Below are 22627 nucleotides of genomic sequence, written 5' to 3' on the forward strand. Positions count from 1 at the left end.
AAGGGAGCATCATGGCGGCCACGCTGCCGGTCAAGATCTCGTTCTCGTTGCCGGAGGGCTGGCAGGCGGCACCGCCGGACGAGGTGGGAGCACCCGGCGCCGCTTTCGTCGCGCTCCATCCCGCCTCCATCGACGGAGGGTTCACGGCGAACATCACCATCGCCGGACGGATGCGCAACGACAGCGCCACCATGTGGCAGATCGCCGACGAGTCGGTGCACCGGCTCGAACCGGCGGGAACCGTGGAGGTCGTCAAGAAGGCCGAAGTGGGGACCCCGGACATCCCGGGTCTGACGGACGCCCCCGGAGTGATCCAGAACCTCCGCCTCCACACCACCCTGAGGGGTGAGCCGCTGGAGCTGCTCCAGAGCCAGGTGTACCTCGGCATGGAGGACGTCGGCAACTCGGCGAAGCGCGCGGTGATCGAACTCGTCCTCACCGCGACGGAGAACCAGTTGGCCGAGGTGCTGGACGACTTCAAGGCCTTCCTGCGGACGGTGCGCCCGGCCGGGGAAGACTCCGACTGAACGGCAGAGTGCCCGTTCTCCCGCGAACCTGCGGCTCTCGGTGGAACGGGCACTCCGACTGTTTCTCCGACCTGTGCTGACCTTTGCTCAGACGGCGCTCCAAGCCTGTTCCGGAATCCGGTCCAGGACGTCACACAGGTAGTTGAGCTTCTCGTCGACGGCCTGTGGAGTCAGAGGACCCCGGTACCACGTGAACAGTTCGTTCTCGCGCAGCTGGAGCGAGCCCTTCTCCTTGGGGTCGGTCACCAGATACGGCACCACCGTCTGGCTCAGAGCGCTGCGGACGAAATTCTCGTCCCGGGTGATGACCCGGAAGTTCTGATCGAATTCCGGCACGCCGAGCTGCATCTTCGGCCTCCGGTCGAACAGCGTGTCCAGCACACTCGGGCGCAGTATCTGCACGAACGGTCCGGAACCGGGCGCCGCGACGATGAAGACCGACTCGATGTTGGGCTGCTTGTGCTCACCGGTGTCCGCGCCCGACTGGAGGTTCATGGAGCGGTACTCGAAGTACTTGAAGGAGCGGCCGCGGAACTCTCCCGTGGTGTAGTGCCAGGCTCGCAGATTGCTCCCTCGGCCAGGAAGGGGCCGCACACCACAATACTGATCGATCTGCCCCTGCACGCGCTTCTGGTATGTCCACCCACGTTCCGGTGCGATCCGGGCAAGCTGCTCATAGCCCTCTCTGATCCGCGCGTCCTTCTTGCGCCCACGCGCCGACACCGTGAACACGAGGATGAACATTCCCGCGACGAAGGCGAACAACGACCACTTGATCAGTTCCCCGGCCCAATGCTCCATGACTCCGATTATGTCGGACGGGAGTGAGGGGGGTGAACGGAGGCTTCCGTTTGATGCCGGGCACCTGGAGGCACGAGGTCGTGGGCGGCGGCGGCCTTCGCCACGGAATCCCGGTGCTCGTAACTGACCTCCGACAAGCCGTACTTGGCCTGCTCGGCAAAGTGGCGCTGCCGTCGGGGTCGTGCGGAAGTCGGTTGAGAAGCCAGGGCAGTTGCCGCGGTGTCGCCACCGGGGTCGTGTAGAAGTTTGATGAAGATCGCAAACGGTGCAACGGCGTCGGCGCCAACCGCGTCCAACATTGGGCCGGGTGCGGCGAGGTGCAACGGGGTGTGCTGCACGGTCGTTAACAGCGAAGCGGCAAATGGGGCAAACCATGGCGCCGGATGCGGTCTCGTAACTGAGTTAACACACACCTCGGTTGGACCCGATGTGCAGGTTGACTACAGTGGTAAACGCGTTGTGAGACGCGGCTCGCTTTGCGATCGTACGGCGAGTGGGTGGTCGGCCTCGACTGGGTCGGGACCGATGTATGTACGGGGAAACGGGGAGGAGCGTCGTGCTTCCGGCAGACATGGTGGGGGGCGTGTCGGCGACCAGGGCGGCGAACCTGGAGGCCAGTGGTGACGCGCTGAAGAAGTTCGTGGGGCAGGTGGACGCCGTGCTTCGCGACCTCGAGGAGTCCGCAGGCAACTCGACGAAGGTCGGCGCCCAGACGATCAGGTCCACGTCTCTGACCTCGGGGTCGGGTGGCGTCTTCCCTGAGGCGCACGGTCTGTACGAGCAGTACAACCGGGTCCACCAAGAGCTCACGTCGTTGTCCAAGAGTCTGCATCTGCAGATCGAGGCGACCGGTATCGCAGTGCAGGGTGCGCGCGTCGGCTTCGACAACCTCGAGGAGGAGCAGCGCCGGCGGTTCTGGGCGATCCAGACACAGATCGAGGATGCCCAGGCCGCCACGCAGGACAAGCGGCACGCCAGCAACAACGCCAAGAGCGGGGCGGACCTGTAGCGATGACTGACAAGCATGACGCCGATCTGCAGCGAGTCGGCGATCAGAACAAGACCACTGACTGGGTTCGAGGTTACGAGAACACTCCGCACGTCGGATTCATCGACGGCATCGTTGACACGGCGATCAGAGTCACCCCCGTCGGGCGCGCGGTCGCCACTCGGACGGACTTCGGCAAGCATGACCTGTCTCTCAACGCGATGATCGACCTGGTCGAGCAGACCGACCCGGAGGACCTCGAATCCTCCGGCAAGGCCCTGTGGGATGCGCGCGACGCCATCAAGAAGGCCGCCGACGACCTCCATGCCTACGTCGAAAAGGTGCCCTGGGTCGGTCAGTCGGGTACCGACTTCAGGGACTGGGGCAGGGACCTCGTCAAGAACACGCACCACTTGAGCGAGTTCGCCGGAGATGCGGGCGATCAGATCACGGCTGCCGCCGTGGGCCTCGCGGCCGTGCGCGGTGCCATGCCGCCTCGCGACACGGAACCGAACCGGAAGCGGCCCGACAAGTTCACGGCGGCTGAGAAGACGGCGGACAAAGAGGGGTACGCCGCTGCCGTGAAGGTGGAGAAGGACCGCCAAGAGGCGATCAACCAGATGAACCGGTTGTCGTCTTACTATGCGGTGTCCGAAGAGGTGTTGGCGTCCTTGCCTGCGACGCAGCCGACGTTCGCGGCCATGCCCAGCAACGTGGGTGTGCCGCGGCCCAGAAAGTGGGACAACGCTGGTGGTTCGACGCCCGCCACGGGTTCCGGCGCGGTCTCGCACCGGGGCGCTGGATCGGTATCCGGTGTCGATCACCACGTGACGGCGCCGAGCCCTGACGTCACCAGGCACGTCACAAACGACAGCCCCACGCCCACGCAGCACATCCCCGACAAGACCCCGCACATCCCCGACAGGAGCCCGCATCCCGAACCTCCCGTCGGGACACACATCGACACGACCGGCACGCTGCCGCCGCCCACGACCACCACGCCTGGGCCCAGCCATACTCCGCCGGTGACGGGCACGCCTCCCACAACTGGCGGCCAGCCCAACGTGTTCGACGGTGGCGGTGGATTCAGGCTTCCCGTGCCCAACGGCACGTCGGGCCGAGGCTTGAGTGGCGCCGGCGGTTATCGCAACCCTCCGTCAGCGCAGGGGCGCACGGGTACCTCCGAGCTCACCAACCCGCGCTCCGGACGCACCGTGGGGCAGGGCCCGATGGACCAGATGGGGCGTGCCACGTCGACTGGTCAGTCCGCTGTCAAGGGCACCGGTTCCGGACCGGGTTCGTCCCCCATGGGGCGTGCGGTCACGGGTGGCACTCCGCGGCCCGGAGGTGCGGCGGCACAGCGTGCGACCAGCGGGCCGGCCACCGGCGCCGGGCGGTCCAACGGAGTCGTCGGAGGCCGGCCCTCCACCACGAATCCGGCGTCGAAGAACGGGTCGAGGATCCCTCGCGGCACCGTCATCGGCGGCCAGGAGGAGGCAGCCAACTCCCGGTCCACGACCGGCCGGCTCGGTCAGCGTGGTGTCTTCGGAGCGTCGGAGTCTCCGGCGCGGCCGGGTTCGAGCACGACGGGTTCCCGTGCTGTCGGGGGAACGCCCGAGGCCGTCACGGGCAGGCCGACCGCGCGCAACTCCGCGGCTGGGGCTGAGCGCAATGGCATGACCCGCGGTGGTGCCGGTCTTTCGCGTGGTGTCGGCCACAACGGCAAGCCCGGTGAAGAGCGGAAGGCGGACGGAACGCCGCGGCCCGACTACCTGGTCGAGGACGAAGAGACACACCTGCCCGACAAGCCCCGGCGTGATGTGCCGCCGGTGATCAACTGAGCGCGAGCGAGGACAGAAAGACGATGAAGTCAGGGATCAGCCGACGAGCCGAGCAGGCCACGGTCCACAGGGCGCGCTGGGGCAGGCGAGCGCGTGCTGCGGCAGCGGTCGTCGGCGCCCTGGCCGCCACGACTGTCGGCTTGGCTCCGAGTGCCGCCGCGGACGACGTTCAGTCGAAGCAGTGGTACCTCGGGCCGATGCAGGCCGAGAAGATGTGGAAGGTCAGCACGGGGAAGGGCGTGAAGGTCGCTGTCATCGACAGCGGAGTGAACGCGAACACCTCGTCGCTCAAGGGACAGGTCCTGACTGGCGAAGTTCCGAAATCTGTTGCGTACCGGTCCACCGACGATAACGCTGGCCACGGCACAACCATGGCTGAGCTGATCGCGGGGACGGGAGCAGGTGGCGGCCTGAAAGGGCTGGCACCCGGAGCCAAGATCATTCCGATCCATATCAAGCTTGAGGACCGGAAGGACGACCCGGAGAATCGGAAGATGCCCGATTCCACCACCGCGATCAGGGCGGCAGCCGACACTGATGCGAAGATCATCAGCATGTCCTTCGGTGCAGAGGGGCCTGACTCCTATGAGCAGGCAGCTATCAATTACGCTGCCTCAAAAGGGAAGTTGCTGATCGCCTCAGTCGGTAACGACGGTCAGAAATCGGGTGACACCATTGGTTATCCGGCGGCCGACGATTACGTAGTCGGCGTGGCATCGATCGACGCGTCCGGCACGGCCTCGAAGTTCTCCTCGCACGGCGGCTACGTCGACCTCGCGGCTCCGGGGCAGAACTTCCCCGGCTGGTGCGACGCGAAATTCCGCTCGTACTGCGACAACATGAACGGTACGAGTTCCGCGACGGCGATCACCTCGGGCTCTGCCGCACTGATCTGGTCCGCCCACCCCGACTGGACGGTGAACCAGGTCACCCGGGCGTTGATCGACACGGCCGGCCGCAGCTGGCCGAAGAACAAGCCGAGCACTTACCTCGGTTATGGTGCCATTCGCCCCCGCACGGTGCTGGCGAACCCCAACTACAACCCCGGCCCGCCGAACGTCGATCCGCTCCGCAAGGAGAACGGCGGGGACGTGCTGGCCAAGTCGGCAAGCGGCTCCTCGTCTTCCCGCTCGACATCGCCCTCCGCTTCTGCATCAACCCCGTCACAAGCCCCGGGAAAGGGTTCTGGCGGCGCTACTTCAGCGGCAGGATCAAGCACCGAATCGTCGAGCGACAGCAGCAGCAACACCCTCTGGATCGCGCTCGGCGCCATCGCCGCGGTCGTCGTGATCGGCGGCGGAGGCCTGGCCGTCGTGCGGGCGCGACGCACCGAGTGACGTGATCAGTCGTCACCAGCCGTAGTAGCCCTGTGCTGTTCGGGCAGGACAGGGACTTCGTGCTCACCCTGCCGTGCAATGAGCACAGCGGTGAGCCGAAACCATCAGATCAACAACGGACACACGAAAGGCAGGGCCGATCATGGCCGGCGGAAAGCAGAAGCTCGAAGATGCCGCAGTAGTCCACCTGCAGAAGCAGATGGCGGAGAAGTACGAGGGCATCCAGAAGCGGGTGCACGGGCTTCAGGGCGTCATCGACGGCCTCGAGGGCCAGTGGCAGGGTATCGGCCGTGCCGCCTTCGACAAGAAGCAGTTCGAGATCAACGAGTCGCTGCGGAACATCGGCACCATCCTCGGTGACGTCATCGAGGCGATGACCTCGACGCGCAACATCAAGGACAGCAAGGAAGACGAAGTCCGCGCGGCCGTCAACAAGATCGACCTGCAGGACGGCGCTCCCACGGTTCCGACGTCTTCCCTCAGCTCCTACTGAGCCGAGCGGCACTCAGGACAACCGCCGGGCAGCCGGCGCACCCACCAGCTACACACCAGCGAGACGAGGGAACAGGCATGGCCAACAACGCTGAGGGGCTGTCAGTCACTTATGACGGGCTCGACGTCGCGGCAACCAAGATCGGTAACGAGGCGAGCACGCTCGAGCAGGACCTGCAGGAGCTCCGCAAGATGGTCGTGAGCAGCCTGCAGTACTGGGAGGGCGAGGCGCAGGGCACCTTCAACGAGAAGCTGCACCGCTGGGACAAGGAGGCGAACGACATCCACCAGGCCCTGACCGGCATCGGCCACGTCGTCGCCCAGTCCGGCGGTACGTACATGGAAGGTGACAAGAAGGCGGCCTCCTACTTCCGGTAGGCAGAGCCTCGCAGAAGCAACTCCAGGGTGGGCGCGCGCGGGAGGCGCCCACCCTGTCGTTGGTCCGCGGCCCGACATCGCACCGGTCGCCCGATTCCGGGTCGCGGCCGAGGCGTCGGGAAGCGCACAGACAAGGACTGGGAATCAGGTGCACGCGACAACCGCAGGATCAGGCGAAACGCAGCAGGGCGTCTCGGCCTCCCGGCGGATCGGCCCCTACGTCCTGATCACCGCGCTGGACGACCCCCGCGGCCGTATCCCGGTGCCCGAGCGGCGCCACATCGCCCGCAGCGCCGACGGTGAGCACACCGTCCTGCTCAGCACCCCGCTCGCAGGCACCGACGCACAACGCTTCATGGCGGAGGCCGAGGCCTCTCGTTACCTCCTCGGCCAGTTCATGACGCCCGCCGTCACCTACGCCGCCTCCGGGGAAGCCGCCTGGCACGCCCGCCCCTATCTCCCGGCACTGCCTCTTCCCACCGCACTCGCCGTGCACGGCGGCCCACTTCCCGAGCGCACCGTGCGTGCCCTGGGCGCCGCTCTCGCCGAAGCTCTGGTCATCGCTCACGGGCAGGGACTGACGTACGCCGGTGTCTCCCCGGCGGCCGTGCTGCTCGCCGCCGACGGGCCACGCCTGACCTGCTTCGGAGCCGTTCGGGCCGCGGCCCCGGACGGCACGGCCCGGTCCGGTCTGCCGGGTCTGGAGCAGGGCAGCCTGCCACCCGAGCAGGCGTCCGGCGGGCGGCCACGGCCACTCGGTGATGTGTACGCTCTGGGCGCGACGCTCGCCTATGCCGCCACCGGCCACACCACGCCCGAACGCGACGAGCTTCCCTCCGCACTGCGCACGATCGTCGGCCGCTGCCTGGCCCGTGACCCCGGAGAGCGGCCGCAACTGGCCGAACTGCTCGACCTGTTCGCCCCGACCGCAGCGACTGCCTACGCCATGGCCCAGGTGCCGGCCGACGCCGGGCTCGCGACCAGAACCGCCGCGCTGCTCGGTCCGGGCTGGCTGCCGAGCCGCGTGATCGCCGCCATCGCCCACCAGTCGGCCGCCGTACTCAGCGCCGAGATCCCGCGTTCCACCGTGCCCACCTCACGCCAGGACTGACGACCGCCGCCATGCCCACTCCGCTGACTCACGACGATCCGCAAGCGTTCGGACCGTACCGCCCGGTCGCCCGCCTCGGCAGCGGCGGCATGGGCACGGTCTACCTGGCGCGCTCGGGCGGTGGACGGACCGTCGCGGTCAAGACGATGCACGCCGGCATCGCCTCGGACCCCGGCGCCCGGACCCGGTTCCGGCTGGAGGCCGACGCCGCGCGCGTCATCGGGGGGCGGCACGGCGCCCAGGTCGTGGAGGCGGACACGCAGGCCGAGACACCCTGGATCGCCACCGAGTACGTACTCGGTCCGCCGCTCGACGAGGCGGTCGAACTGGCCGGTCCGCTCCCCGAGGCCACCGTGCGTGCCCTCGGTGCGGCTCTGTGCGGGGCGCTCGGTCAGCTGCACAGCACCGAAGTGGTCCACCGCGACCTCAAGCCGTCCAACATCCTGGTCACGGCCTACGGGCCGAAGGTCATCGACTTCGGTATCGCGCGCGCGATCGGCGACGACCGTCTCACCAGGGTCGGGGCGGCCGTGGGCACTCCGGCCTTCATGTCACCGGAGCAGGCGAGCGGGGAGGAACACACCGCGGCGGGCGACGTGTTCGCGCTGGCCGGCGTGCTCGTCCACGCCGCCACCGGCCGTGCTCCGTTCGGCCACGGGCAGACCGCCGACCTTCTCTACCGGGTCCGGTACGGCGATCCGGACCTGAGCGACGTACCCGCCGCCCTGGTCCCGATTCTCGGCCCGTGCCTGGACAAGAACCCGTTCCGCCGGCCGACCACCTCGGCACTCGCCGCTCGACTCCACGACGGATCCGGCGAGTTCGCGGAGCACCTGCCGGACGCGCTGCTCGCGGAGATCGCCCGCCGTGCCACCGAGGTCTGGCAGATCACCCCTCGGCGACTTGCCGCACCGTCGGTGCCGTACGCACCGCCGTCGGCCGCACCGGCCGCACCGGCCGCGCCGATGTCCCGTCGTCGCCTGCTGCTGACGGGCGGCGCGGTGGCGCTCGGCGGTGCTGCCGCCGGTGCGGGAGCCTGGGCCTGGAGCCGACGGTCCGGTGCGCACGAGAAGCAGCCGGTCGCGAGTCCCAGCAACAGCCTGCTGCCGAAGAAGAAGCTCGACTCGATCTGGCAGATCCAGGTCGCCGATCCGCCGTACGGCACGGTCCCGCCCGCGCAGCCGCTCGTCGTCGGGGACCTCGTCACGCTGGTGGCCGGTACCGGTCTCGGCGGAATCGATGCCGGCTCGGGACAGGTCCGGTGGACGTCCGAGCAGATGGAGATCCACTGGCAGATCGCCACGGACGGCGAGCGCCTCGTGCGCATGGTGGCCCCGCCGGGATCCGACGGAAACGCGGGCAAGCCCGGCGGCTTTCCGCTCATCCTGGCGTCCGTCGACATGAGCACGGGTACGGCGGCCAAGCCGTTCGCCCAGCTCACGGACTTCAACGGGGTCATCTCCCAGAACCAGGTGCTGTGCACGGCCGATGGCGTCGTGTACGCGGCGGGAGGCAGGGGGAAGTACGACACGTACTTCGTGGCGTCCCAGTCCTGGTCCGTCTTCGCCGTCGACATCAGCACGGGGAAGAAGCTGTGGACCGGGCCGCTGCCCTCACGACCGGACCGAACCGACCGCCTGCACTTCCTCACGGCCCGAGTCGTCGGCCACAACCTGGTGGCGCTGCAGGAGACGAACGACGGCAAGGTCCGCATCGTCGTGCGGGACACTCGTACCGGTGCCGTCCGCTGGGACAAGCCGTTCGAGGGCGTCGCACCGGACCGCGTACGGGGGCCGCTGGCGACGGACGCCCAGAACCTGTACCTGGGCAACGGGCGGTTGCGGGCTCTGCGGCTGAGCGACGGTGCTCAGGTGTGGGACTCGCAGACCGAACGCCCCGGGCGCACCTACGGACCGCCGGCGGTCAAGGACGGCGTGGTCCACGCCGTCGAGAAGGGCCTCGGCCTCGTCGCCCTCGGCTCCGCCGACGGGCGGGTGCGGTGGGAGGAGAAGGGCGGCGCGGGAACGAAGGCGGACGTGTCCGCCGCGCCGGTGATCGGCACGGACTACGCGTACAGCAAGCGTTCCTCGGAACTCTGGGCGATCGACCTGTCGTCGCACACGCCCACGGCCTCCTACAAGACCACCGGAAACCGATTCATCGCCCACGAGAAGGCCCGGGTGACCATCGCCCTGGGCGGCAAGTTCCTTGCGGCGTTCCCCCTCAAGTGAGCGTCGGCCTCCGGTGAACGGAAGAGAGAGCAGTCAGCGATGAAACCCCTGGGTACCGGCGACCCGATCCGTCTCGGGCCGTACCGTCTGCTCGGCGTGCTGGGTGAGGGCGGCATGGGGAAGGTGTACACCGGCCAGGACGGCGCCGGGACCCTCGCCGCCATCAAGGTGCTCCGGCCGGAACTCGCGCACGACGCGAACCTCGCCCAGCGCTTCGTACGTGAGGCGCTCGCGGCGCAGGCGGTGCGAAGCCGCGGCGTGGCGGCGGTCCTGGGCGCGCAGACCGAGGGCGGGCGGCCCTGGATCGCCACCGAGTTCCTCACCGGCCCGACCCTGGACCAGGCGGTCGACAAGCACGGACCGCTCGACGAGGCGAGCGTGCGCGCCCTGGCGGCGTCGGTCGCGCAGACCCTGGCGGACATCCACGCGGTGGGATTCATCCATCGCGACCTCAAACCCCAGAACATCGTGCTGACGTCGACCGGACCACGGGTCATCGACTTCGGCATCGCGCGCCCGGAGCACGGCCTGACGCTCACCACGACCGGCCAGATCCCGGTCACGCCGGGGTACGGCGCCCCCGAGCAGGTCCTGGGGCGGCGAGTGACACCCGCCGCGGACGTGTTCTCCCTGGGCGCCGTTCTCGTCTACGCGGCCACCGGCCGGCGCGCGTTCGAGGGGGGCCACGTGGCCGCCGTACAGTACGAGGTCGTCCACGGCGAACCGCGCTGGGACGGCCTGCCCCCTCAGCTGCACACGCTCGTCGCCCCCTGTCTGGCCAAGGACGGTGCGTCACGGCCGGCCCCGGGACAGATCGCCACGGCATTCGCCCCGCCGAAGAACAGCGGCCGCGTGTGGCAGCGCGGCCCGGTAGGGGACGAGATCAAGGAGCGGGAACGCCAGGTACGCCGGCTCACCGCGCCGCCCGCGACGGGCTCCTCGACGGCCGCGACGACCGTGACGAGGCGCCGTCTGCTCACCGGCGTCGCCGCCGGCGGCACGGTGCTCGCCGCGGGGGGAGGCACGACGGGATGGTGGCTGCTCCGGCAGCCGTCGGGCCGGGACAAGAAGGACGGCCCGTTCGACATCCCTCCCGCCGTGACGACACCGAAGGCCAGGCTGCTCGTGGCGGACGACGGTGACTACATCGTCGAGGGGTCACCCAAAGCGCTGTGGAGCCGTCACGACGTCATCGACCAGGACTCCGCCGCTCCACTGCCGGTGCGGGACGTCGTCGTGGTCGGGGACTACGGCGACGGAGAACGCGGCATCGCGGCCTACAACGTCGTGGACGGAAAGCGGCGCTGGGCGGCACGGGACGTACGGCCGGATCACTACCTCTCGCTGTCCGACCGCCTGGTCGTCGCCGTCGACGCCGAAGGAACCCTGCACACGTTCGTGCCGTCCACCGGCGAGCGCAAGTGGACCGCCGCCGCCGACGCCGCGGCTGTCGTGGCAGCGGACGACGAGGCCGTCTACGTCATGACGAAGGACCACCGGCTGCGCAGCGTCGGCCGATCGGATGCCAAGGTCCGCTGGACGGCCCGGATCCCGCCGGAACACCGCGGAAAGATCTCCGCGAGCGTGGCTGTCGGCCGCGGACGTCTGGTCCTCCCGACGGTCGACGGCGACGTACTGGCCATGGCGACGGATGACGGCCGTCTGGTGTGGCAGCGACGCAACCAGGCGAAGGAGATCTCGATCGATCCCGTCGTGCGGGACGGGGTGGTGTACCTCAACGGCAGGACACTGGCGGCACTGAGGCTCGCCGACGGCCACGAGATCTGGAAACACACGACCAGGGACATGTACCGGGCCCTCGCGGAATGGGGCCCGGTGAGCGTGCACGGGGACTCCCTCTACGCGGTCGGCGGGATGTTCCCCGAGCGCCGCGCCCTCACCGACGGCAGCAACACCTGGACCTCCCGGAGCGACGGCAGCAGCGACAGCCCCGTCCTCGTCCAGGGCACCGGCGTGTGGACGGTCGACCACGCCTACAAGACCGAGATCAACGCCGTGAACGTGGCGAACGGCTTTCCTGGCTGGAGCTACGCACTGCCCGAGGCCGAGCACCATGGGCTCGCGGCCGCCGGCAACAGGGCGTTCATCAGGAACGACGGCTCGCTCTACGCGTTGCCGGTGTTCTGAGCCCATACGGAGGGGCAGTGGCCGACCGGCGACCACTGCCCCGAGTTCTCCGTACGTCAGCCGGCCGTGAACGCGGGCCCGTCCGGGACCAGACCGACCTGCACCATCGGCTTCCCCCTCTTCCGGGAAACGAACACCCCACGCCCCGCGGGCATCGGCCGCGGCCGGACCCCGCCGAGCAGGTCGCCCTCCGCCGGGTCGCCCGCGAGGACCACGCCCTGGGCGCCGAGTTCCTTGATGCGCTGCATGAAGGACTCGTAGCCGGCACGGGACGCGCCCGCCGTGGAGCGGGCGATGATGAAGCGGACGCCGACGTCACGGGCGAACGGCAGGAGTTCCGTCAGGCCCGACAGCGGGTTGCCGCTGGACGTGGACACGAGGTCGTAGTCGTCGATGACGACGTAGACCGTGGGGCCCCGCCACCAGCTGCGCTCGCGCAGCTGCTCCGGGGTGACGTCGGCCGTCGGTGTGCGGCGCTGCATCAGGTCGGCCAGTGCGTCCATGTGGTGCTGCATCTGGTTGGACATGGGGATGTACTCCGCGAGGTGGGACGGCGGTGTCACCCCGAGCAGCGAGCGGCGGTTGTCGACGACGAACAGTTTGCAGGAGTTGCCGTCGTAGCGCTCGGTGAGGCCCTTGATCAGCAGCTTCAGCAGGTTCGACTTCCCGGACTCGCTCTCGCCGAACACCAGGAAGAACGGGTCCTGTTCGAAGTCCACGAACACCGGCTCGAGGTTGTCCTCGTCCAGGGCGAAGGAGATTCCGCGGTTCGGGAAACGGTTGCCCGGCGGAAGCTGGGTCGCGGCGAACTCGCGGGGCAGCAGGCGTACCTCCGGCGCGCCGGGCTCCTGCCAGTGACGGCTGACCTCGGCCGCGAGGGCGGTCGACGCCTCCGCGAGGTCCGTGTCGGAGGAGAGGCCGTCGATGCGCGGGACCGCCGCCATGAAGTGCTGCTTCTGCGGGGTCTGACCGCGACCCGGCACTCCGGTGGGGACGTTGGCCGCGACCTTGCGGTCGATCTCGGAGTCCATCGGGTCGCCCAGCCGCAGCTCCAGGCGGTTCATCAGGTGGTCCTTGAGGTTCGCGCGGACCTCCATCGTGCGCGAGGCGGTGAGGACGAGGTGGATGCCGTAGCCCAGACCGCGCGCGGCGATGTCCAGGACCAGCGGCTCCAGGGCCTCGTAGTCCGAGCGGAAGTTGCCCCAGCCGTCGATGACCAGGAAGACGTCGCCCCAGGGCTGGTCGGTCACCGAGATGTCGCCGCGCGCGCGGCGGGAGCGGAACTCCGCGATGGAGGAGATGCCGGCGGAGCGGAAGTACTCCTCGCGGCGGGTCATGACGCCGTACACCTCGGCCGCCGTACGCCTGACCTTCTCGGGGTCCAGACGCGAGGCGAAACCGCCCATGTGCGGCAGGCCGGCCACCGCGGCCATACCGCCACCGCCGAAGTCCAGTCCGTAGAACTGCACTTCCCGCGGGGTGTGGGTGAGGGCGAACGACGCGATGATCGAGCGCAGCAGCGTCGACTTGCCGGACTGCGGGCCGCCGACGATCTGCATGTGGCCGGCCGCGCCGCCGAAGTCGAGCCACAGCGGGTCGCGGCGCTGCTCGTAGGGCTTGTCGATGAGGCCGACGGGGACGACGAGCCGTCCCGCGCCCTCGTAGCCCGGCTGCGTCATGCCACGGCCGGGCACCGGGGCGAGCCCCGGCAGCAGCGTGTCGAGCGACGGCGGGCTGTCCAGCGGGGGCAGCCACACCTGGTGGGCGGCCGGCCCCTGCGCCTCCAGGCGCCGCACGATCACGTCGAGGACGGTGTCGGCGAGCGCGTCGTCCTTCTGCTGTTCGGGCGCCTCCTGACGCTGCTTCGGGACCGGCACGTACTGCACCGGGACCTCGGCCGCCGTGAAGAGGACCGGCCTGCGGTCGACGGGCAGCGGGCCGCCGAGCACCGCGGCCTGCTGCGAGCTGGTGCGGTACACGCCGGAGACGTACGCCGCCTTGAAGCGCACCATCTCGTCCGTACCGAACTTCAGGAAACCCGAGCCCGGGACGTTCGGCAGTTCGTAGGCGTCCGGGACGCCGAGCGCGGCGCGTGACTCGGCCGCGGAGAACGTCCGCAGACCGATGCGGTAGGAGAGGTAGGTCTCCAGGCCGCGCAGCCGGCCCTCCTCCAGACGCTGGGAGGCGAGCAGCAGATGCACGCCCAGCGAACGGCCGATACGGCCGATCTGCACGAACATCTCGATGAAGTCCGGCTTCGCGGTCAGCAGTTCGCTGAACTCGTCGATCACCAGGACCAGGGACGGGATCGGCTGCAGCGGCGCACCGGCCGCGCGGGCCTTCTCGTAGTCGTGGATGTTCGCGTAGTTGCCCGCGTCGCGGAGCATCTCCTGGCGGCGGTTGAGCTCACCGCGGATCGAGTCGCCCATGCGGTCGACGAGGGTCAGATCGTCCGCGAGGTTGGTGATCACGGCCGCCACGTGCGGCATCTGGGCCATGCCCGCGAACGTGGCACCACCCTTGAAGTCGGCGAGGACGAAGTTCAGCGTCTCGGAGGAGTGGGTCACGGCGAGACCGAGAACGAGCGTGCGCAGCAGCTCCGACTTGCCGGAACCGGTCGCACCGACACACAGGCCGTGCGGGCCCATGCCCTCCTGGGCGGCCTCCTTGAGGTCCAGCATCACGGGCCGGCCGTCCTCGCCGAGACCGATCGCCACGCGCAGCCGCTCCGACTGCGAGCGCGGCCGCCAGGTCCGCTTCGTGTCGACCGAGGCCGCGTCGCCCAGGTTCAGCAGATCCGTGAACTCCAGGTTGGCGAGCAGCGGTTGGTCGTCGTCGCCGCCCGACGCCATGCGCAGCGGCGCCAGTTGGCGGGAGAGGGCCTCCGCGGCCTCGTACGACAGGACGTCCGGCGTCCCGTCGTAGACCATGCCGTGCGCCGACTCCAGGCGCAGTTCGTGGGGTTGCACGATCACGGAGAGGTCGCCGCGGCCGATGGTGAGGTCGCCGGGCACGACCTCCAGGACCGTCACGCCCTGCATGCCTTCGGGGCTCGCCAGCAACGACGTCGGCGGCAGGGAGATGCCGTCGAGCACGACCACCACGTGCGGCTGCTCGGGAACCGGCGGTCCGCCGGGGTGGAAGCGCGGGCGGCCCTGCAGGCGCGCGGCGAGCCGGTCCTCCAGCTCCACCGGGTCGGTGGTGATCAGGCGCACGCTGCCGGCACCGTCGGCGACGCCCGGGGCCTGCACGTGGGGCAGCCACTTGGCCCACTCCCACTCGGGCGCCGACGCGCGTCCGGTGACGACGGCGATGACCAGGTCCTCGGGGGAGTGCAGCGAGGCGAGGGAGGCGGTGACGGCGCGGGCGGTGCCGCGCACGGTGCCCGGTTCGCCGCTGATCGTCACGTGGTAGAAGGCGCGCAGCGACACCGCCATCGGCAGGTCGTCGAGGGCGCTGTGCGTGGCCAGGAAGCGCTGCATGGCACCCGCGGTCAGCGGCTCCAGCTCGTCGACCGGGGCGGTCTGAGGCGGGATCAGGGGAGTGGCCAGGGCCTGTGGGCCGAGGCCCACCCGCACCTGCCCGAAGTCCTCGTCGCCGGTGCGCCGTTCCCACACCCGGCTGCCCTCGGCGACCAGCGCCCACAGTTGCTCCGGCGAAGGGTGCAGGTAGTACTGGGCGTCGCGCTGGGACTTCGCGGTCCCCAGGGCGGCACGCCGGGTCTGCGACAGGTAGCGGAGGTAGTCACGGCGCATGTCGGCCATCTGCCCCTGGCTGCCGCGGCGGTAGCGGATCAGCATCGAGATGCCCATGCCGATCGTCGAGGCCACCATCACCATGCCCATGATCTTCATGAAGGGCTGGGCCTGGGGGTTGAAGAAGAACACCACGGACCCGCCCATGCCGAGCATGGGCAGGAGCTGCATCAGAGCGCCTTCCTGCTGACCGCGCGGAAGCTCCGGCGGCGCTTGCAGTACGACCTCGTCCGTGGGCACTTCCTTCGGCAGTGCCCGCGGTGGGCGCTTGACGACGATGTGGCTCACTACGCACCAATTCCCTTGCCGGACCGAGATGTTTCGTCCGCCGCCCCGTGTCAGGCGGACGTCGACCGCGAAGCGCGATCCTACTGACAACCACGGACAACAGCGGGCGGTAGGGTGCCGGTGAGACGCGTGAGCAGTTGCGAATCATGCCGGGAAAACCCGGGCAATCCGCAACGGTTCGAAGCAAGCGCCACCTCGCAACCCCCGGATGCGACCGCTCGGTTGGCCGGCGGTGCGAAGTGCGCGGCACAACCTACACAGGATCTTTACGGGCGGAAGAGTGCGCGGCGGCACCACGGGCCGCCCCACCGCCGACGAGGGGGAACAGCAGGTGAGCATGACGGCCTCCGCGCCTGCCGGCGCGACCGGTGGACCGGGCACCGGAGCCCCTTCCGGGGCAGGCATGGGATTCGGCTTCTGCCGGGTCACCATCGTGGCGCCCGACAGCCGCATCGACGTGGCACTGCCCGACGACGTACCGGTCGCCGACCTGTACCCGGAGATTCTGCGCCTGTCCCAGCAGAGCCCCGCCGAGGGCGCGCCGGTCGGCTACCACCTCGTACGGCGGGACGGCGCCGTCCTCGACGGCGCCCGGTCCTTCACGGCGCAGCGCATCCTCGACGGGGAACTGCTCACCCTGCGCCCGTTCGCGGAGTCGCTGCCGCCCGCGGTCCTCGACGACGTCTCCGAGGCGGTGGCCTCCGCCGTCACCCGCGACCGCACCCTGTGGAGCGGGGACCTCACCCGTGCGGCCGGTCTCGTCGCGGGCGGCATCCTGCCCGCGCTGCTCGCGTTCGTGGCCTGGAGTTCCCAGATCCGCCACGACATGTACAGCCTGCAGGGCATCATCGCGGGCGTCACCGGCGTCCTGCTGGTCACCATCGCCTGCGTACGCGCGCGTGTGTACGGCGACCGGGGTTCCGCGATCGCCCTGGGTCTCGGAGCCCTGCCGAACGTAGCCGTGGCCGGTTCGGGGCTGCTGTCGCTCTCCGCCGGGCAGGGCATCGGACGGCTCCAGTTCCTGCTCGCCTGCGCGGCGGTCCTGGTCGCCTCCGTGGTGCTCACCCTGGTGTCGCCGGGCGGTGACGGACCCTTCGTGGCGTTCGTCTTCGCCTCGGCCATCGGTCTGATCACCAGCTTCATCGCCATCCTCACCGAGCTGGAGCCCATCGAGACGGCCGCCGTCTGCGCCCCGCTGTCGGTCGTGGCACTGGCCTTCCTGCCCGGCCTGTCCATGCGCTTCGCACGGCTGCCCATCGGCTTCGAGCCGCCCAACCCGTCCCGCGGCGGCTACGACAGTGGTGAGCCCGTCCCGCAGGAGCCCGTGGACCTCGAGCGGGTGGCCGCCCAGGCCCGGCGCGGCCACGAACTCCTCGTCGGCTTCGTCGGCGGCTGCGCCCTCGTCGCGGTGGGCGCGTCGATCGTCCTCGGCTTCTCCAGCAACATCTGGGCCCAGCTCCTGGCCCTCGCGACCGGAGTGGCGATGCTGATGCGGGCGCATCTGTTCCGCTACACCGCGCAGGTCGGCGCCACCCTGGCCGCGGGCCTCGCCGCGATCGTCTTCCTCGGCCTCGGCCTCGCGCTGAACCCGCCCCGGAGCTACCTCATCGACGCCCTCCAGGGCCACACCAACGCCCTCGACATCCGCAGCGTCTGGCTCGCCGCGGCGGTCGGCGCGGCCACCGCCCTGGTCACCGCGATCGCTCTGATCACCCCGCGGCGCGGCGTCACCCCCTTCTGGGGCCGCTTCCTGGAGATCGCCGAGAGCTTCGTCCTGCTCACGCTGATCCCGCTGGCGCTGGCCGTGTTCGACGTGTACGAGCGGGCGCGGGCGATGACCAGTTAGCCCTCGCCGGCTCACCGGACGCAGAGGAAGCAGTAATGGGCGGCACGCGCGCGTGCCGCCCATTACTGCGTTCCGCTCACTCCGCCGCGAGTCCGCCCTCCTGCGGCATCGGCTTCAGATCGAACTCCCCGTCCCGGGCACCCAGGACGAAGGCCCGCCACTCCGCCTCCGTGTACCGCAGCACGGTGCCGTGGTCGAGGGAGGACCGCATCGCCACCGCCCCGTCCGGGAGGTACGCGATCTCGACCCGCTCCTCGTGCTCCTCCGTACCCGGGGCGCAGTGCCACTCGGCGTCCGAGATGTCGAGCGCGTACAGCTCGTCGCGCTCCCGCTCCTTGCGCGCCCTGATCTCCGCTTCCGTCTCCGCCATCCCGGAGCGACCCCTTCCCGACGTACGTACGATCAGCACGCTCACCCTAGTGGCCGCCTCCCGTCGGCCCGGGGCGTTCCGAAAGGCGGGAGAGAGTTCCCGCCACCGGCTGGTACGCTGTGTGACGGCCGTTCGTGTACGCACCCCCGGAGCCCTCTCAGAAGGCTCTGGAGGCCGCGCCCAACGGATCCCCGCCTTCCGAGTCACGGAAGCTCTCCCGAGAAGCAGACCGGGGGCGCTCGGTGGGCACTCACAGACTATCGAGGAGTACGCGTGTCGCTCGACGCCGCTACGAAGAAGCAGATCATCAGCGAGTTCGGTACCAAGGAGGGCGACACCGGCTCCCCCGAGGTCCAGGTCGCCATGCTCTCGCGTCGGATCTCCGACCTGACGGAGCACCTCAAGACCCACAAGCACGACCACCACTCCCGTCGTGGTCTGCTGATCCTGGTCGGTCAGCGCCGTCGCCTGCTGCAGTACCTGGCGAAGAAGGACATCCAGCGCTTCCGTGCGCTGGTCGACCGCCTGGGCATCCGCCGCGGTGCTGCGGGCGCCAAGTAAGACGCCGTGAGGGGAGCGGTTCCCGGTAGGACTCGGGAACCGCTCCTTTTGCCGTATACGGGGAAGTCCTGTCATATGCAGGCAAGACCCCGTCGTACGTGCGGAAACGTGCGGAGTGTCACTCACGCTTTGTAGTGTGGTAGCACAACGCAGTACGTACGAAACAGAACGAGGAGAAGCGCACCCAAGCCGCCGCCGGTCCTCGGTAGTGGCCCCCGGGGGGAAGCGAGCCCCGGGTGCTTCGATCGAAGACCGGCCCGCACAGCACGGCGCGCTTCTCCGTAACCGTCCCCCTGCCACACGGGCAGCCCAGGGACGAAGACGAGGAGAAAACGCTAGTGGAGAACGAGACCCACTACGCCGAGGCCGTCATCGACAATGGCGCCTTCGGCACCCGTACGATCCGTTTCGAGACGGGCCGACTGGCCAAGCAGGCCGCCGGTTCCGCCGTGGCGTACCTGGACGACGACACCATGGTGCTGTCGGCCACCACCGCCTCCAAGAACCCCAAGGACCAGCTCGACTTCTTCCCGCTGACGGTGGACGTCGAGGAGCGGATGTACGCCGCCGGCAAGATCCCCGGCAGCTTCTTCCGCCGTGAGGGCCGTCCCTCCGAGGACGCGATCCTCACCTGCCGTCTGATCGACCGCCCGCTGCGCCCGTCCTTCAAGAAGGGCCTGCGCAACGAGATCCAGGTCGTCGCCACGATCATGGCGCTCAACCCCGACCACCTGTACGACGTCGTCGCGATCAACGCCGCGTCCGCGTCCACGCAGCTGGCCGGTCTGCCCTTCTCCGGCCCGATCGGCGGCGTCCGCGTCGCGCTGATCCGCGGCCAGTGGGTCGCGTTCCCGACGCACACCGAGCTCGAGGACGCCGTCTTCGACATGGTGGTCGCCGGCCGCGTCCTGGAGGACGGCGACGTCGCGATCATGATGGTCGAGGCCGAGGCCACCGAGGGGACCATCAAGCTCGTCGAGGGCGGCGCCGAGGCGCCGACCGAGGAGGTCGTCGCCGCCGGTCTGGAAGCCGCGAAGCCCTTCATCAAGGTGCTCTGCAAGGCCCAGGCCGACCTCGCCTCCAAGGCCGCCAAGCCGACCGGCGAGTTCCCGATCTTCCTCGACTACCAGGACGACGTCCTGGAGGCGCTCGCCGCCGCCGTCCGCCCGGAGCTCGCCTCCGCGCTGACCATCGCGGGCAAGCAGGAGCGCGAGTCCGAGCTGGACCGCGTCAAGGCGCTCGCCGCCGAGAAGCTCCTGCCGGAGTTCGAGGGCCGCGAGAAGGAGATCTCCGCCGCGTACCGCTCGCTCACCAAGCAGCTGGTCCGCGAGCGCGTGATCAAGGAGAAGAAGCGCATCGACGGCCGCGGCGTCACGGACATCCGTACGCTCGCCGCCGAGGTCGAGGCCATCCCGCGGGTGCACGGTTCCGCGGTGTTCGAGCGTGGCGAGACCCAGATCCTGGGCGTCACCACCCTCAACATGCTCCGCATGGAGCAGCAGCTGGACACCCTCTCCCCGGTGACCCGCAAGCGCTACATGCACAACTACAACTTCCCGCCGTACTCCACCGGCGAGACCGGCCGCGTCGGCTCCCCGAAGCGCCGTGAGATCGGCCACGGTGCCCTCGCCGAGCGCGCCCTCGTGCCGGTCCTGCCGACGCGCGAGGAGTTCCCCTACGCGATCCGCCAGGTCTCCGAGGCGCTGAGCTCCAACGGCTCGACGTCCATGGGCTCGGTCTGCGCCTCCACCATGTCGCTGCTGAACGCCGGTGTGCCGCTGAAGGCCCCGGTCGCCGGTATCGCCATGGGCCTGATCTCCCAGGAGATCGAGGGCGAGACGCACTACGTCACCCTCACCGACATCCTCGGTGCGGAGGACGCCTTCGGTGACATGGACTTCAAGGTCGCCGGCACCAAGGAGTTCGTGACCGCCCTCCAGCTCGACACCAAGCTGGACGGCATCCCGGCCTCCGTCCTGGCCGCGGCCCTCAAGCAGGCCCGCGACGCCCGCCTCCACATCCTCGACGTGATGATGGAAGCGATCGACACGCCGGACGAGATGTCCCCGAACGCGCCGCGGATCATCACCGTGAAGATCCCGGTCGACAAGATCGGCGAGGTCATCGGCCCGAAGGGCAAGATGATCAACCAGATCCAGGAGGACACCGGCGCCGAGATCACGATCGAGGACGACGGCACCATCTACATCGGTGCCGCCGACGGCCCGGCCGCCGAGGCCGCGCGTGCCACGATCAACGGCATCGCCAACCCGACCATGCCGGAGGTCGGCGAGCGCTACCTGGGTACGGTCGTGAAGACGACGACCTTCGGTGCGTTCGTGTCGCTGCTCCCGGGCAAGGACGGTCTGCTGCACATCTCGCAGATCCGCAAGCTCGCCGGCGGCAAGCGCGTGGAGAACGTCGAGGACGTCCTCGGTGTGGGCCAGAAGGTCCAGGTCGAGATCGCCGAGATCGACTCCCGCGGCAAGCTGTCCCTCGTTCCGGTGATCGAGGGCGAAGAAGGCGACGAGACGCAGAAGGACGACGCCGAGCAGTGACGTCCCGTAGCTCCAAGGCGACGGCCCGCACCTCTTCGGAGGCGCGGGCCGTCGCCCGTACCCAAACCCTGATCAAGGGCAGCAACGGCATCGGCACGGTCCGCAAGACCACCCTCCCGGGCGGCCTGCGCATCGTCACCGAGACCCTGCCCTCGGTCCGCTCCGCGACCTTCGGCATCTGGGCGCACGTCGGCTCCCGCGACGAGACGCCGTCCCTGAACGGCGCCACGCACTACCTGGAGCACCTGCTCTTCAAGGGCACCAGTCGCAGGTCGGCCCTGGACATCTCCTCCGCCGTCGACGCGGTCGGCGGCGAGATGAACGCGTTCACGGCCAAGGAGTACACGTGCTACTACGCGCGCGTGCTCGACACCGACCTGCCGCTCGCCATCGACGTCGTCTGCGACATGCTGACCGGCTCGCTCATCGTCGAGGAGGACGTCAACGTCGAGCGCGGCGCGATCCTCGAAGAGATCGCGATGACCGAGGACGACCCGGGCGACTGCGTGCACGACCTGTTCGCGCACACGATGTTCGGCGACAACGCCCTCGGCCGCCCCGTCCTCGGCACGGTCGACACGGTCAACGCCCTCAGCGCCGACCGCATCCGCCGCTTCTACAAGAAGCACTACGACCCGACCCACCTCGTGGTCGCCTGCGCCGGCAACGTCGACCACAACAAGGTCGTACGCCAGGTCCGCGCGGCCTTCGAGAAGGCGGGCGCCTTCAAGAACCTGGACGCGCAGCCCATCGCCCCGCGCGACGGCCGCCGCACGATCCGCACGGCCGGCAAGGTCGAACTGCTCGCCCGCAAGACCGAGCAGGCGCACGTCGTCCTCGGCATGCCCGGCCTGGCCCGCACGGACGACCGCCGCTGGGCCATGGGCGTGCTCAACACCGCGCTCGGCGGCGGCATGTCCTCCCGCCTCTTCCAGGAGGTCCGGGAGAAGCGCGGCCTCGCCTACAGCGTGTACTCGTACACCTCCGGCTTCGCCGACTGCGGCCTGTTCGGCGTGTACGCGGGCTGCCGCCCGAGCCAGGTGCACGACGTGCTGAAGATCTGCCGCGACGAACTCGACCACGTCGCCGCGGGCGGCCTCTCCGACGACGAGATCAGCCGCGCCATAGGCCAGCTCCAGGGCTCCACCGTCCTGGGCCTGGAGGACACCGGCGCGCTGATGAACCGTATCGGCAAGAGCGAGCTGTGCTGGGGCGAGCAGATGTCGGTCGACGACATGCTGGCCCGGATCTCCGCGGTCACCCCGGACGAGATCCGCTCGGTCGCCCGCGACATCCTGGGACAGCGCCCGTCGCTGTCGGTCATCGGCCCGCTGAAGGACAAGCAGGCCTCCCGTCTGCACGACGCCGTCGCCTGAAACACCACCGGTTAGGAAG

General features: G+C 69.4%; 16 protein-coding genes. 13 read left to right on the top strand and 3 right to left on the bottom strand.

Annotation, left to right across the window (positions count from 1 at the left end):
* Positions 1 to 11: 11 nt before the first annotated feature.
* Complete coding sequence (locus FB157_RS39425; RefSeq protein WP_186581887.1) at positions 12 to 527, top strand: hypothetical protein; 516 nt, start codon at positions 12 to 14, stop codon at positions 525 to 527.
* Between the two features lie 87 nt (positions 528 to 614).
* On the opposite strand, the gene FB157_RS39430 is transcribed toward FB157_RS39425, so the two are convergent.
* Positions 615 to 1292 carry a hypothetical protein gene (locus FB157_RS39430; protein ID WP_145885544.1) on the bottom strand — a complete coding sequence of 226 codons (678 nt, stop codon included), beginning with the start codon at positions 1290 to 1292 and terminating at the stop codon, positions 615 to 617.
* 619 nt (positions 1293 to 1911) lie between these two features.
* Here FB157_RS39430 and FB157_RS39435 point away from each other — a divergent pair.
* The 8 genes from FB157_RS39435 (at position 1912) to FB157_RS39470 (ending at position 11854) form a co-directional block, all read left to right on the top strand.
* Complete coding sequence (locus tag FB157_RS39435) at positions 1912 to 2337, top strand: hypothetical protein (RefSeq protein ID WP_398947991.1); 426 nt, start codon at positions 1912 to 1914, stop codon at positions 2335 to 2337.
* A gap of 2 nt (positions 2338 to 2339) precedes the next feature.
* Entirely contained in the window at positions 2340 to 4157 is a 1818-nt protein-coding gene (locus FB157_RS39440) for a hypothetical protein (RefSeq protein WP_145885546.1), read from the top strand.
* A gap of 23 nt (positions 4158 to 4180) precedes the next feature.
* Entirely contained in the window at positions 4181 to 5494 is a 1314-nt protein-coding gene (locus tag FB157_RS39445) for a S8 family serine peptidase (protein ID WP_145885547.1), read from the top strand.
* Positions 5495 to 5636: 142 nt separating this feature from the next.
* The gene (locus FB157_RS39450; RefSeq protein ID WP_145885548.1) at positions 5637 to 5987 is read left to right on the top strand and encodes a WXG100 family type VII secretion target; all 351 of its coding nucleotides are present in this window, start codon (positions 5637 to 5639) and stop codon (positions 5985 to 5987) included.
* 77 nt (positions 5988 to 6064) lie between these two features.
* Positions 6065 to 6364, top strand: coding sequence for a WXG100 family type VII secretion target (locus tag FB157_RS39455; RefSeq protein WP_094221041.1), 300 nt, complete (start codon positions 6065 to 6067; stop codon positions 6362 to 6364).
* A gap of 148 nt (positions 6365 to 6512) precedes the next feature.
* Positions 6513 to 7475 carry a serine/threonine protein kinase gene (locus FB157_RS39460; protein WP_186581888.1) on the top strand — a complete coding sequence of 321 codons (963 nt, stop codon included), beginning with the start codon at positions 6513 to 6515 and terminating at the stop codon, positions 7473 to 7475.
* 11 nt (positions 7476 to 7486) lie between these two features.
* Positions 7487 to 9706: a protein kinase domain-containing protein gene (locus tag FB157_RS39465; RefSeq protein WP_145885549.1), complete on the top strand. Its 2220-nt coding sequence runs from the start codon at positions 7487 to 7489 to the stop codon at positions 9704 to 9706.
* A gap of 39 nt (positions 9707 to 9745) precedes the next feature.
* Positions 9746 to 11854, top strand: a complete 2109-nt coding sequence (locus FB157_RS39470; RefSeq protein ID WP_145885550.1) for a protein kinase domain-containing protein — start codon at positions 9746 to 9748, stop codon at positions 11852 to 11854.
* A 56-nt stretch (positions 11855 to 11910) separates the two neighbouring features.
* Here the strand turns inward: FB157_RS39470 and eccCa are convergent, their stop codons facing one another.
* A complete protein-coding gene (gene eccCa, locus FB157_RS39475) occupies positions 11911 to 15897 on the bottom strand; it encodes a type VII secretion protein EccCa (protein WP_145885551.1) in 3987 nt (1328 codons plus the stop codon).
* A gap of 337 nt (positions 15898 to 16234) precedes the next feature.
* Between eccCa and eccD the strand changes: the two genes are divergently transcribed.
* On the top strand, positions 16235 to 17743 hold the full coding sequence (gene eccD / locus FB157_RS39480) for a type VII secretion integral membrane protein EccD (protein ID WP_145885572.1): 1509 nt from the start codon (positions 16235 to 16237) through the stop codon (positions 17741 to 17743).
* 76 nt (positions 17744 to 17819) lie between these two features.
* On the opposite strand, the gene FB157_RS39485 is transcribed toward eccD, so the two are convergent.
* Complete coding sequence (locus FB157_RS39485) at positions 17820 to 18113, bottom strand: DUF397 domain-containing protein (protein WP_145885552.1); 294 nt, start codon at positions 18111 to 18113, stop codon at positions 17820 to 17822.
* A gap of 273 nt (positions 18114 to 18386) precedes the next feature.
* Here FB157_RS39485 and rpsO point away from each other — a divergent pair, with 273 nt between their 5' ends.
* From rpsO to FB157_RS39500, 3 genes are all read left to right on the top strand, one after another.
* Positions 18387 to 18674 (top strand): 30S ribosomal protein S15, encoded by a 288-nt coding sequence (gene rpsO, locus FB157_RS39490; protein ID WP_030041128.1) that lies wholly within the window; start codon positions 18387 to 18389, stop codon positions 18672 to 18674.
* Positions 18675 to 19012: 338 nt separating this feature from the next.
* On the top strand, positions 19013 to 21232 hold the full coding sequence (locus FB157_RS39495; protein ID WP_145885553.1) for a polyribonucleotide nucleotidyltransferase: 2220 nt from the start codon (positions 19013 to 19015) through the stop codon (positions 21230 to 21232).
* Positions 21229 to 22608, top strand: coding sequence for a pitrilysin family protein (locus FB157_RS39500; RefSeq protein ID WP_145885554.1), 1380 nt, complete (start codon positions 21229 to 21231; stop codon positions 22606 to 22608). Before FB157_RS39495 ends, FB157_RS39500 begins: the two co-directional genes overlap by 4 nt.
* Positions 22609 to 22627: the final 19 nt, after the last annotated feature.

It is taken from the genome of Streptomyces sp. BK340 (assembly GCF_007827595.1).
Taxonomy (GTDB): domain Bacteria; phylum Actinomycetota; class Actinomycetes; order Streptomycetales; family Streptomycetaceae; genus Streptomyces.

Excerpts from the sequence above, each read along its gene's own strand:
- FB157_RS39425 (WP_186581887.1), top strand. The coding sequence starts at position 12 with ATGGCGGCCACGCTGCCGGTCAAGATCTCGTTCTCGTTGCCGGAGGGC.
- FB157_RS39440 (WP_145885546.1), top strand. The coding sequence starts at position 2,340 with ATGACTGACAAGCATGACGCCGATCTGCAGCGAGTCGGCGATCAGAAC.
- FB157_RS39445 (WP_145885547.1), top strand. The coding sequence starts at position 4,181 with ATGAAGTCAGGGATCAGCCGACGAGCCGAGCAGGCCACGGTCCACAGG.
- FB157_RS39450 (WP_145885548.1), top strand. The coding sequence starts at position 5,637 with ATGGCCGGCGGAAAGCAGAAGCTCGAAGATGCCGCAGTAGTCCACCTG.
- FB157_RS39455 (WP_094221041.1), top strand. The coding sequence starts at position 6,065 with ATGGCCAACAACGCTGAGGGGCTGTCAGTCACTTATGACGGGCTCGAC.
- FB157_RS39465 (WP_145885549.1), top strand. The coding sequence starts at position 7,487 with ATGCCCACTCCGCTGACTCACGACGATCCGCAAGCGTTCGGACCGTAC.
- FB157_RS39470 (WP_145885550.1), top strand. The coding sequence starts at position 9,746 with ATGAAACCCCTGGGTACCGGCGACCCGATCCGTCTCGGGCCGTACCGT.
- eccD (WP_145885572.1), top strand. The coding sequence starts at position 16,235 with ATGACGGCCTCCGCGCCTGCCGGCGCGACCGGTGGACCGGGCACCGGA.
- FB157_RS39485 (WP_145885552.1), bottom strand. The coding sequence starts at position 18,113 with ATGGCGGAGACGGAAGCGGAGATCAGGGCGCGCAAGGAGCGGGAGCGC.